At 34.9% G+C, this 13,082-nt stretch carries 10 protein-coding genes; 3 read left to right on the top strand and 7 right to left on the bottom strand.

Annotated features, from left to right (window positions below):
• Window positions 1-75 precede the first annotated feature (75 nt).
• Window positions 76-1,284, top strand: a complete 1,209-nt coding sequence (locus EDD63_RS01650) for an RNA polymerase factor sigma-54 (protein ID WP_166667506.1) — start codon at window positions 76-78, stop codon at window positions 1,282-1,284.
• Window positions 1,285-1,297: 13 nt separating this feature from the next.
• On the opposite strand, the gene EDD63_RS01655 is transcribed toward EDD63_RS01650, so the two are convergent.
• The 4 genes from EDD63_RS01655 to rsmG are packed head-to-tail and all read right to left on the bottom strand — an operon-like array spanning window position 1,298 to window position 4,470.
• Window positions 1,298-2,209, bottom strand: coding sequence for a ParB/RepB/Spo0J family partition protein (locus tag EDD63_RS01655; protein WP_134167820.1), 912 nt, complete (start codon window positions 2,207-2,209; stop codon window positions 1,298-1,300).
• The gene (locus EDD63_RS01660) at window positions 2,202-2,987 is read right to left on the bottom strand and encodes a ParA family protein (RefSeq protein WP_134167822.1); all 786 of its coding nucleotides are present in this window, start codon (window positions 2,985-2,987) and stop codon (window positions 2,202-2,204) included. Before EDD63_RS01660 ends, EDD63_RS01655 begins: the two co-directional genes overlap by 8 nt.
• Window positions 2,988-2,998: 11 nt before the next feature.
• Window positions 2,999-3,763 (bottom strand): ParB/RepB/Spo0J family partition protein, encoded by a 765-nt coding sequence (locus EDD63_RS01665; RefSeq protein ID WP_134167824.1) that lies wholly within the window; start codon window positions 3,761-3,763, stop codon window positions 2,999-3,001.
• Window positions 3,760-4,470, bottom strand: coding sequence for a 16S rRNA (guanine(527)-N(7))-methyltransferase RsmG (rsmG, locus tag EDD63_RS01670; protein ID WP_134167826.1), 711 nt, complete (start codon window positions 4,468-4,470; stop codon window positions 3,760-3,762). Before rsmG ends, EDD63_RS01665 begins: the two co-directional genes overlap by 4 nt.
• A gap of 693 nt (window positions 4,471-5,163) precedes the next feature.
• Between rsmG and EDD63_RS01675 the strand changes: the two genes are divergently transcribed.
• Both EDD63_RS01675 and EDD63_RS01680 read left to right on the top strand, forming a co-directional pair.
• A complete protein-coding gene (locus EDD63_RS01675) occupies window positions 5,164-8,751 on the top strand; it encodes a SpaA isopeptide-forming pilin-related protein (protein ID WP_134167828.1) in 3,588 nt (1,195 codons plus the stop codon).
• Between the two features lie 10 nt (window positions 8,752-8,761).
• Complete coding sequence (locus EDD63_RS01680) at window positions 8,762-9,439, top strand: SRPBCC family protein (protein WP_134167830.1); 678 nt, start codon at window positions 8,762-8,764, stop codon at window positions 9,437-9,439.
• 46 nt (window positions 9,440-9,485) lie between these two features.
• On the opposite strand, the gene EDD63_RS01685 is transcribed toward EDD63_RS01680, so the two are convergent.
• From EDD63_RS01685 to EDD63_RS01695, 3 genes are read right to left on the bottom strand one after another with little or no spacing between them, the layout of a single operon-like run.
• Window positions 9,486-10,436, bottom strand: a complete 951-nt coding sequence (locus EDD63_RS01685) for an ABC transporter permease (protein WP_134167832.1) — start codon at window positions 10,434-10,436, stop codon at window positions 9,486-9,488.
• Window position 10,437: 1 nt separating this feature from the next.
• Window positions 10,438-11,547 carry an ABC transporter permease gene (locus EDD63_RS01690; protein ID WP_134167834.1) on the bottom strand — a complete coding sequence of 370 codons (1,110 nt, stop codon included), beginning with the start codon at window positions 11,545-11,547 and terminating at the stop codon, window positions 10,438-10,440.
• Complete coding sequence (locus EDD63_RS01695; RefSeq protein WP_134167836.1) at window positions 11,540-13,078, bottom strand: ABC transporter ATP-binding protein; 1,539 nt, start codon at window positions 13,076-13,078, stop codon at window positions 11,540-11,542. Before EDD63_RS01695 ends, EDD63_RS01690 begins: the two co-directional genes overlap by 8 nt.
• Window positions 13,079-13,082: the final 4 nt, after the last annotated feature.

The raw sequence follows: 13,082 nt of genomic DNA on the forward strand, positions 1-13,082 counted from the left end.
TATTGGTAAAAAATAGCTTTGTCAAGAGCATAGTTTGGCATGAATCTTGCTATAATATTAATGAAAGGAAGTGCCATGAAACAAACTTTAAAAACTTCGCAAACAGTCCAACAAAAACTGATCTTATCCACAAAAATGAAGGATTCACTTGATACATTAAGCATGGATCGTTCATCTCTTCTACGAATGTTACAAGAGGTTACACAAAACAATCCAGTTTTTGATTTTACACCAAACTATAGCAATGAGGATTCATTTTTTGAGTTAGCTTCTACAGGTGTTTCATTACGTGACGAACTTTATTTACAGTTACACACAAGTAATGCGTATTATGATGAAGAAGTTTGTAGTTTCATCATTGAATCACTAAATGAATATGGTTTTTTGAGTGACTCCATCGAGGATTGTGTTCGCACATTACAAATCGATACATCAACTTTTATGGCAAACCTAGCACTTATTCAATCCTTTGAGCCTATTGGTGTAGCTGCTCGTAATTCTATTGATTCCATTTGCATTCAATTACAACATAAAGGATATGATGAAGCAGCAAATTTATTAAAAGAATACCCAAAACAACTTGCCAATAAAGATTATTCGAATATCATCAAGAATACTTCTTATTCAAAACATGATATCGATTTATTTTTAAAACAAATTCAGACATGCAATCCATATCCATGCTCAAATTATACAACTACAAATCAGCAAGTAATTACTCCTGAATTTAAAGTAGAAATAGATGAACATACGATCGAACTCATTCCTAATGATCTTGGTCATGTATATGTCCTTGATGAATATAAAGAATATACCGAAGAACTCAAGAGTTATTTTCAAGAAGCATATTTCTACATTGATGCAATTAGTAAACGAAATCAAACGTTAATGGTTTTAGCCAATGCGCTTTTTCATATTCAAAAGTCACATTTCTTATATAATGATGAATTACAACCTTGTTCCTTAAAAAAACTTGCAGATTTGACAGGATTTCATGAGTCGACTGTTTCTCGTACGCTTTCTAATAAGTACTACGAATTTGGTGAACAAGTACTTCCATTGAAACATCTTTTCGTATCACAAACGAAAGGTGGTACGAGTAAAGATGCACTAATTAAAGCAATTAAATTACTAATTGAGCAAGAAGATCCAAATGCACCATTAACCGATGATGAATTAGTTGTCTTACTTGATGAGATGGAACTTAACGTTTCACGACGTACAATTGCAAAATATCGAAAACAATTGAATATTCCTAACTCAAATAAGAGAAAACGAAAATAAAAAAAGAGAAAGACTATTCTTCCTCTAATAAATCTAATATTTCTAAGACACGGTTTAAATCATTTACACCATCATAGTGAATTGTAATCTTACGATCATCAATATCAACTTTTGTTTGTAAGCGATCTTGCATCATTTTTACAACACCATCGTAATTTGAAGCTTTACTTTCTTCTTTACGTTTGTTGACATATGGTGATTTCATTTCTTTTACTAAACGTTCTACCTGACGAACGCTCATCTTATCTTTAATTGCTTGTTTTGCTACAAGTTTCATATCATCTTGTGAATCAAGTGCAAGAATTGCACGTGCATGTCCCATTGTTAGTTTATTATCAGCAACATATCCTTGAATATCTTTAGGTAGTTTTAATAAACGTAAAATGTTAGTAACGTGCTCTCTACTTTTTCCAACTTGTTTTGCAAGTTCTTCTTGTGTGTATCCAAGTTTCTCGATCAAGTTTGCCATTGCTTGCGCTTCTTCAATCACATTTAAATCTTCACGTTGAATATTTTCAAGTAAAGAAATCTCCATCATTTGCTTATCATCAAAGTCGACAACAATCGCTGGAATTTCTTTTAATTTTGCAATTTTTGATGCACGCAAACGACGTTCACCAGCAACAAGTTCATAACCGGTAACACTTTTCTTTACCAGAATTGGGGTAAAGACTCCATGCACTTCGATGGATTGTGCTAACTCTTCCAATGCTTTTTGATCAAATTCTTTACGTGGTTGGTATGGGTTTGGTTTAATACTTTTTACTTCAATCAAAGAAGCTTCATATCCTTCCACATTTCCTTGTTGTAGATTTTCTACAGCTTTACCTACTTCTTTTCCAAAGATTGCCTCAAATCCAGCACCTCCAGTAATATCTTGAAGACCTTTTCCTAGTCCACCTTTTTTTCCGTTTTCTTTACTCATGTTTTGCCCCTTTTCGATTTGCTTTCTCAACTTCACTTGCTAATCCAGCATATGCTTTTGCACCCTCACAACGTACATCATATTCGAAAATTGACATACCACGGCTAGGTGATTCAGAAAGACGCACATTTCTTGGTATAAAGCTTTTGTAGACTTTATCCTTGAAGTGTTTTCGTACTTCTTGTTGGACTTCCAATGATAGTTTTGTTCTTGCATCAAACATTGTAAGAACAACACCTTCTACTTCTAAATTTGGATTGAATAATTGTTGTACCAAACGAATCGTTAGTAACAATTGCATCAATCCTTCTAGTGCGTAATATTCACATTGTACGGGAATAATTACGCTATCTGCAGCAGTAAGTGCATTGGTATTCAACAATCCTAGCGAAGGAGGACAATCGATAATAATAAAATCGTATTCATCTTTCACTTTATCTAATTTATTTTTTAATAATTCTTCTTTACCTGTTTCGTATTGCACCATTTGTAAATCCGCTCCAGCTAATGAGATATTTGCTGGAATTAAATCAATTGGTGGATTTACCAATTTCTTACGCATTTGATCCACTTCATAATCTTCCATGATCAAATTGTAAACACTGAGTTTGCTGTCATCATTATTTGCACCAACACCCTGTGTTGCATTTCCTTGTGGATCAAAATCAACAAGTAGTACTTTCTTACCTAAATAACCAAGTCCACTAGCAAGATTTATCGCCGTAGTGGTTTTCCCGACACCACCTTTTTGGTTAGATATTGCAATAATCTTTCCCATAAGTCCCCTTTCTATTTCGTAATTTTTAGTGTAATCGTTACGAAATCTTCCTCTTCAGATTGGGCATAGTCAATCGAGATACCACTCTTTTCAACCATTTCCACTGCTCTTTTAATGGTATTAATACCAATTTGTACATTTCTTGATACACCTTTAACGGTTTTTGCGACAACCGGTTTCTTCTCTTTTTTCTTTTTCGCAATTTCACTTTCTACTTGTGAAACCGTCCAACGATTCTTAATTACTTGGTCTAAGATTTCGTTTTGGCTTTCTCCATCTAATGATAACATACTTCGTGCATGTCGTTCACTGATCAATTTACTTTCTACTGCATTTTGGACATTGATATCTAGTTGCAATAAACGTAATTTATTTGCAATCGCAGGTTGTGATTTTCCTAAACGTTTTGCAAGTTCTGCTTGTGTCATATTGAATTGACGCAAAATATGATCATAGGCTTTTGCTTCTTCAATTGCACTAAGATCTTCGCGTTGTACATTTTCAACAACTGCCATATATGCAGAATCTTTTACATCACTTTCTACAATATATGCAGGTATGGTTTCATATTTTAAGTATTTCGTGGCACGTAATCGACGTTCCCCTGCTACAAGTTCATAACCATCATCAACAATCCGTACACTGATCGGTTGAACTAAACCATTTTCACGAATCGAATTGGCTAATTCAATAATTGCATCCACATCAAAGAATGAACGTGGTTGGTTTGGATTGATTTTAATTTCATCTATGTTTATGTCTCGTATTTCACTCATGCTTTTCTCCTCAACGGGTTCTTTTTTATCTGCGCAAATGGACGCGGATATTTTTTCGGTGTCGAATCGACTTTTTTTATAATTAGGTTGTTGCGTTGTTGACCAAAAAACTCTTGATGATCAATACGCTCAACACTTCCTTTTAATGTTTGTATTGCAAATGCTGCCTCTTGTAATTCATCATCAGCACCTGGCCCTTTCAAGGCCACAAAAAATCCACCTTTTTTTACTAGCGGCAAACATAATTCACTTAACATTGTTAAGTTTGCAACCGCTCTAGCTGTCACAATATCAAATGATTCTCGATGATTTTTGGCAAAGTCCTCTGCTCTAGCATTCATAATTGTAAGATTTGATAATCCTAGTTGTTTTTTTACCTCATTTAAAAAGGTACAACGTTTTTGCAGTGGTTCAACAATCGTTACCTTTAACTCTGGGTATAATATCAAGCACGGTACACTAGGAAAACCAGCCCCTGCACCTACATCGCAAAGACTGCCTTTTATATCAACCGCGTAAGCTAAAAGAAAACTATCGAGAAAATGTTTCTCATAGATCCCTTGTTCATCGACGATTGCCGTCAGATTCATTTTTTGATTCCATTCAACTAATAAGTCTGCATACTTTGCAAATTGAAGTTTCATTTCTTCACTAACTTCAATTCCTTTTTTTGCGACTTGTTGATAGAAGAATTCTTTCTTATTCATATGCCTACCTATTATAGCATATAATCCGAAAATTCATTCCCTTGACATAAAAAAATTGGGTTCATTATTATCTAATCATAATAACGAACCCGTCAACAATTCAAATTTTCCAAACAATTTCTCCTTTTCTTTACTTCTAACTTCTTTGTTGTTGATGTTTTTCCTACATTCTTACTTTTCTGTTGTATTTTCTTCTTCAATTACTTCGTCAAATTATTTTGATTGTAGTTACCTTATCACTTACCTATATTTACTTTCTCTTACTTCTATGCTCATTGTTATCAGCTAGGTGTCATAATGTATTAATCAACAACTTTTTTCTTTTGTCCAAATGAATTTCTATTCACCCTAATTTGATAGCGGATACTGCCTGAATAACCCAAATGTATTATTCATTCCTATTGCCTTATCATATTCAAATGTAGTCTTTGTCAATTTTTTCATTTAGACTGCTTATGTTCCCATGGGTCTAAGCTCCTTTCTGTTTGGAAATTTATGCGAGGTAGCTAAAGCTTTTTCCTTTAGTCTTCCTCCTTACTTACATTATACGTATAGAAATAGATTTGTTAATGGCACTGTCCAATTCTGCTCGTTTTATGGAAGATTCGGATTTTTACATAATTTGAATTCTTTTTCACTAATTTTTAGGATAATCTTTTTACTTTTTCCAATATATAAACGAGGAGGTTTTCTATGAAAATTAAACGATTGATTTATGTAATGCTCGTCATGCTTATCAGTTTTAGTAGTGTAGCCTTCTATCCTAATAAACAAGCACGAGCACAAAATGGAAATCTATCACAGATTTCTACAGGGATATCCTATCGCTGGGAAGCCACAGCAGGAAATGTAAATGGAATGGCTGCAGGATGGGGTACATTGCATGCTTTCACTGTAGATGGACAACGTGCACTTTGTATTGATCCAGCAATTGAGGCAAGTCTAGGACCTGGATATCAAGCAAGTCCATTACCTAACAACACTTTGCAAACACGCATTGCTCGTTTAGCAATCGCAAATAATTATGCAAATATGTCAAACGAGGAAATCAGCATTTTTAATGCATATGTATGGAAAATATTACATCCAAATTTAGCCTATGCTTCTCTTGATGTCGCTAACTTTCAACAGCGTATCCAACACTGGGAAGCCATAAATACAAATTATTGGCTTAAACCAACCTATGCGCTTGGTGATGGCTCAATCAAGGCAAATGAGACACGTAGCTTTGCTGTAAATAATCAAGCCACGAATCATGCTTGGAAAGTCGTGTCAGCAAGTCCAAACGTATCAGCAAGCATACAGTCACAAAACACATTACATGTGCAAAATAATAATACAACAGATGATACGATTACTATTACTTTAGAAAAGGATATCGGAAACTATAAAGGTGGCGCAACGATGTTTACCAAAACTGGTGCACAAACTTTAGCAAGTTACAAACTTACGCAAAGTGATACGATGCAAATCACCTTAAAGAACATTCGTTATGGTGCTCTTGAGATAACAAAAGTCGATGAACGCGGAACCCCAGTTGCAGGTGTAAGTTTTGATTTAGCTACTGATATGCAGATGCAACATAAAATAGGTACGTATATAACTGGTGAACAAGGAAGTGTGCGTATCGAGAACCTTCTTCCACAAACATTGTATTTACAGGAAGTTGCTGTTGTTGCACCTTTAGTTGTCGATCCAAAAGTTGTACCTATATATATTCAACCAAATAAAACTTATACATATACAATGAGCAACAAGCGTGCAAAAGGAACTATCAACTTGCATAAACAAGATGCAACAAACGGTTTCACTCCACAAGGAGATGCATCATTGTATCCTGCAACCTATGAAGTGTTTGCACATGAAGATATTATCGATCCAGTTAGTAAACATGTACTTTTACCAAAAGACACATCGATTGGTCAACAAAGTACAAGCAAAGAGAATCTAACGTTATCTTGGCAAGGCTTAGAATTAGGAACTTACCGAATCGAAGAAACAAAAGCACCTAATGGCTATGCAAAAGATAAAGCCAAGATTATTAAACTAACGTATGAAAATCAAACAACGGATGTAATTACACGTGATGTGACTTCTTATGAACAAGTATATCAAGGACAACTAGCGATTATAAAAGTGTGGGGTCCATCATCAGGGTTACAGTTAAATGAACAAGGTGCTGAATTTACCATACAGCTTGCTTCAGAAGTAGAGCGTATCGGAAAAGAGAATGCAATAATTTACGATACACTTTGTACCAACGAGAAAGGATATGCAAAAAGTAAACCCCTTCCTTATGGTACATACATTATCACAAACACAAAAACCGGAAATCTAAATTTACATAAAGCTCCGGATATGACTTTCACGGTAAAAGAAGAAAACCAAGAACTTCAAACCTATGTTGTTCGCAACAATCAATTTGAAGCATATGCTAAATTGATAAAAGTGGATGCAAACACAAATCAAAAAGTTACATACTCAGCAGCAAGTTTTAAACTAAAAGATGCAGATGGAAAGTATGTAAGTCAACGAGTTGGAAATAAAGTATATGATACATTTACAACAACAGAAGATGGACATATCACAAGCAAAGTAACTGGTGAAGCATTTACACCATTAAAACTTCGTGCAGGTACTTATACTGTTGAAGAAATCAAAACACCTGAAGGTATGTTAGCTCTTGATTATACACCAACACTTATCATTTCAAGTGATAGCGAGTTCTTAGAAAGCGATGAAGATGGAAATAGTGTAATAAGCTTAGTCATTAAAAACAAACAACCTACTGCAACTATCCAACTGCAGAAAACATGGGAAATGCCACTAGCTAGTCATACCTATAGTGCTGGATTTGAACTACAAGTTTTAGATGATATCCTTTCACCAATTGATGGTTCAACGCTATATAAAAAAGGTGACATAATTGTAAATAAAGATTCAGAAGATGGATATTTTTACACAGATGAAAATCATCTTCTACAAATTACGAACTTACCAATTTCTGTAGTAGGTAAAACTCGTTATGCTCTCCTAGAAAAAGTTACATCAACTGGATATCTGCTTCATGAAGAACCACTTATTTATACATTTAGTCAAGCTGATAATAAGACAGCAACTTACACGGAAAGTAAAAAACTAGAAAATACATATATTCGCACCAATCTTGTCATTGAGAAAATTGATGCATACACAAATGAAAGCATTACGGATCTTGATGGGTTCGAATTTAGTCTGAGTTATACTTGGCACGACAAAGAATATCATCAAACAAGTAGTATTGATTCAAGTACAGGAAAAATAGCATTTACAGATTTACCTTATGGTGCAACAGTTCATGTCACAGAAAGCAAAAGCAATGGTCTATATATACTATCAGATGAAGTGTATACATTCGTTATAGATGAAACATTTAGCGATTTAGGAAGTACACATACCATTGCATATGCAAACGTCCCAAAACCAAAGTTATCAACGATTGCTTTCAACAAGGATGAAGAAAAAATTATTGACCCAACTGTTGATCAAGTTTTAGTAGATCGTTTACTATATGAAAATATCGATACCAATCAAGCCTATACATTAGTTACTGAAATAATTGATAAACAAAGTACCTCATGTATCCAGTCATTCACTAGTGAAGATATTCGTTTTGAAACACACGATGGCATCTATGAAGTAGAACATCATGTGCCAGCAAATACCTTCAGCGATGATGATGAAATCGTATTTTATGAATATCTATACATCAAAGATGACTATGTAGAGAAAAAAGATTTAGTACCATACGTAGCACATGAAGATATCAACAGTGATGATCAAAGTATTGCATTTCAATCAACAGAACATACAATCTATGTAGAAAAAAGAGATACACATTCAAAAGAACCTATCAAAGGTGATAAAAATAAAGAAGTTATCTTCGAAGCAAATTTCTATAAAGATGATACATGCGTACAAACAAAAGAAATTACTTCAGAAAGCGAAACTGGAGTAGCTACTTTATCATTTGCAGGTTCTGGAAGTTATGATCGTATTGAAATAAAAGAAATCAAAGCACCAATGGGATATCAAATATCTGATGAAATCATTACCGTACAAATGGATGACTTCGATGATGAACATGTCTACACGATTCATTATTTCAATTCTCTAATTGAATCGATGACACTCCCAGCAACAAATGATACAAGTCAAATTCATTTCTTTATCACTTTGATTTGCACTTCGATTGGTGGAGTATGTATATTACGATACAGAAAACATCGTGAAACACCATAGAAAACAAATCATGATTTGCATCTTTCTTCTCTTTTGTAGCGGATGCAGACAAAGTGCAAGTGAACAAGGAAACTTAAAAGATTTTTCTCTTATAGAAGAAGAAAAAGATCTAACTCCACCAATCATCATTTGCGATAGTGATTCCTATGAAATTGAATTAGGTGCAAACTTTGATTTAAAAGAGCATATAGAAGTTGTCGATAACAAGACAAAGAATATTCGTTATCAAATCGAAGGTGATTTTGATAAATACAAACCTGGTCACTACCAAGTAGAAATTGTGGCAAAAGATCATGCAGGAAATGAAGCACGTAAAGCACTTGAAATACTTGTACGCGATACGTCTTCAAAAAAAGAGCCATCCAAGGCGATACCTCCAAACAAAGAAAGTGATACTACACCTTTACCAAATACAAATTTACAACCAAATGGTGTAACTCCTATCATAAATACTCCTACAGAGAATGGGAATTCCATAGCGGTAGAAACTGTCGTATCACAAACAAAACCTGAAGAACGAAGTTTTCTGTTTACAGAAGGTTATACTACTTCTACAGGTTTAAAACCTGCGGATCATGCTTGCCAACAATACCTACTTAGTGTGCATACAAGTGGATATAGTGGACACTGTGAAATCCTTTACGATCAAGATCGTAATCCGATAGGAACAAAAGCCACATTCCATTAAAAAAAGGTCTGTCTCATGTAAGTGAGATTGACCTTTTGCTTTTTGCTTATCTTTCTCCAGCGTCGTAAATTTGACCTGCAGCTTTTGGACCAATTGAACGTTTGGCAAATAATACCAATGCAACAATGGTTAATACATAAGGAATTGAGTAGAAGAATTCTGTAGGCATTCCACTTAATCCAGGAATGTTTCCTGAGTATGATGAAATGATTTCTGAGAATCCAAAGAATACTCCAGTAAGTAGACATCCCCATGGATTCCACTTTCCAAATACCAAACATCCAAGAGCGATAAACCCAACTCCGTGAATAACTGATACAGAGAATTGAATGTTTGTTGTTAAAAGCATGATTCCTCCAGCAAGCCCTCCTAGAGCTCCTGAAGTTAGAACTCCAATGTAACGCATTTTTGCAACATTGATTCCCATTGATGCACTGGCTTGTGGGAATTCTCCACAACTACGTAAACGTAATCCAAATCTTGTTTTATATAACAAGAAGTATGCACCAACAACAAGTAATACAGCAATGAAGAATGTTGGATATGCTTCATTAAAGAACATACGGCCAAGAATTGGAATATCCTTTAAAATAGGAATTGAAATCTTTGGCATACTTACAGGAATGTTAGGTGATCTTTGTCCTTGGAAAATTAATTGACATAAGAATACGGTAATTCCTGTTGATAACATGTTAAGCGCAGTACCAGAAATGGTTTGATCTGCACGTAATCGAATCGAAACAAAAGCATGAATTGCTGAGTAGGCACAACCAACAAGGGCTCCTACAAGTAATCCAACCCAGATTGCAGCACGTCCCATACTTTCACCTAGGAAAATAACTGTAACTGCAGTTGCGAATGCTCCTACTAACATAATCCCTTCCAAAGCGATGTTGATAACTCCACTTCTTTCTGAGAATAATCCACCAAGCGCTGCAATGATAATTGGCGTTGCCATAACTAGTGCAGCTGGGAACATTTGTAAGAATAATTCCATTTTATTTTCCCTCCTTACTAGTTTCTAAGGTTTTTGGCTTAGCTTTTTTATGCTTACGCGCTTCAAGTTTTGTAAGTAATAAGCGAATACCATATTGCATTGCCACAAATAATACGATAAATGCTGAAATAATTTCATTGATTTCTTTTGGTACTCCAGTTGCTTGCATTAATGGTGCCATAACTTTTAACAAACCAAATAGCAATCCAGCTAAGACAATACCAATGGCGTTAAATGCACCTACAAAGGCAACCGCAATTCCATCAAATCCGTAGTTTTCAAATCCACTAAGAACACGTCCCATGTTGAATACACCAAGTGACATAATTGCTCCAGCTAGACCAGCTAATGCTCCAGCGATCATCATCGATAGTACAACGTTACGTTTTGTTTTCATACCTGCATAATCTGCAGCGTATTCATTGTGTCCAGTTGCTCGTAAACTAAATCCAAATGATGTTTTGTTTAAAATAAACCAGTAAGCAAATACACAGAATGCAACAATTAGAATTCCCCAGTGCAAACGTGAGTGATTAGTAAGTCCACTTAAGAACTCTGAACTTAATGATGCAGATGAAGGAATCACTACCGTTTTAGAAATACTTGATCCTGGTAATGATTTCAAAATAAAGTTACTTAAATACATACCAAAGTAGTTCAACATAATACAAACTACAACTTCATTTATCTTAAAATTACTTTTCAGTAGACCAGGTATAAAACCCCATAAGGCTCCTGCAAGGGCTCCTGCAAGTACTGATGCAATTACATGTAAGATTCCTGGTAGTGGTACTAAAATAGCAACTACAACACTCGCACATGCTCCTACCATGAATTGTCCTTCAGCCCCAATGTTAAACATTCCTGTTTTATAAGCAAAGGCTACAGACAATCCCGTTAAAATTAGCGGTAAAGAGAATACGATAAATTCTCCAGTATTACGTAAGTTAAAAACTGGGCGTTGTGTTGTCATACCAGTCAGTCCACGTAAAATCGCATTGAATAATACCATTGGACTATATCCAGAAACAACTAAGATAATTAGACCAAGAAGTAACCCAAGTCCAACCGAAACTAACGAAACTTTTAATGCTGAGGTTTTGTTATTCATGAGTTGTATCCTCCTTGTGTTTTTCTCCTGCCATATACAATCCAATGTCTTTGAAGTCTGTTTTATCACGATCGATAAATGCCGTACGTTCTCCATCATGGATAACTACGATACGATCTGATAAATCTAGAATTTCATCTAAATCTAATGACATTAACAAGACTGCTTTTCCATTATCACGCTCTTCCACGATTCTTCCATGGATGTATTCAATCGCACCAACGTCAAGTCCACGAGTTGGTTGTACAACAAGTAGTAATTTTGGTGAGCGATCAAGTTCTCTAGCAATAATGGCTTTTTGTTGGTTTCCCCCTGACATACTACGAGTTAAGGATTCTTTTCCTTCCCCACTACGTACATCAAATTCATCAATTAGTTTATTTGCATGTTCATCAATAATATCCATTTGCAGAATTCCATGTTTTGCATATGGTGCATCTGCATAAGATTGTAAGATTAAGTTTTCTTTTAATAAGAAATCAAGTACCAATCCATATTTATGGCGGTCTTCAGGAATGTGTCCCATCCCTTTATCAAAACGTTCTTTGACTGAGCAGTTGCGGATATCTTCCCCACAAAGTAAAATTTCACCTTTGCTTGCTTTCATCAATCCAGCAAGTGCATAAATCAATTCACTTTGTCCATTCCCATCAACTCCAGCAAGTCCAACAATTTCACCTGCACGTACATCAAATGAGAAATCTTTAACGATTTGTTTCTTACTTTCATTTTCCACACATAAGTTTTTTACATCAAGAATTACTTCTTTTGGATTTGCTGGTTTTTTATCAATCGTAAAGTTTACGTTACGACCAACCATCATTTCTGCCATTTCTGGAATACTTGTTGTTTTTACATCAACTGTATCGATGTATTTTCCACGACGTAAAATCGTACACTCATCTGCTACTGATTTAATTTCAATCAGTTTGTGGGTAATAAGAAGAATACTTTTTCCTTCTTTTACCAAACGTTTCATAATCTCAATTAAATCATCAATTTCTTGCGGTGTTAATACCGCTGTTGGTTCATCAAAAATAAGAATATTTGCATCACGATACAACATCTTAAGAATTTCAACTTTTTGTTGCATCCCAACGGAAATATCAGAAATCTTTGCATTTGGATCCACGTTGAATCCATATTGTTCTGACAACTCTTTGATTTTGCGATTTGCCGTTTTAATGTCAATAACATTCATTTTGTTTTTGACTGGTTCATCACCTAAAATGATATTTTCTGCTACTGTAAATGATTCAATAAGTTTAAAGTGTTGATGCACCATCCCTATTTTTAACTCTGTAGCCAAGTTTGGATCCATTTCCTTAATCGTTTCACCATGAACCTTTATTACACCTGAGGTTGGCTGGTAAAGACCGAAAAGAATGGACATTAATGTAGATTTTCCTGCTCCGTTTTCACCAAGTAAAGCATGGATTGAGCCTTCTTTCAAACGTAATGTAATATTATCATTTGCCTTAATTCCCGGGAATTCCTTGGTGATATTTAGCATTTCAACAGCGTATGCCATATCT

The organism is Breznakia blatticola, from assembly GCF_004365815.1.
GTDB classification, from domain to species: Bacteria; Bacillota_I; Bacilli_A; order Erysipelotrichales; family Erysipelotrichaceae; genus Breznakia; species Breznakia blatticola.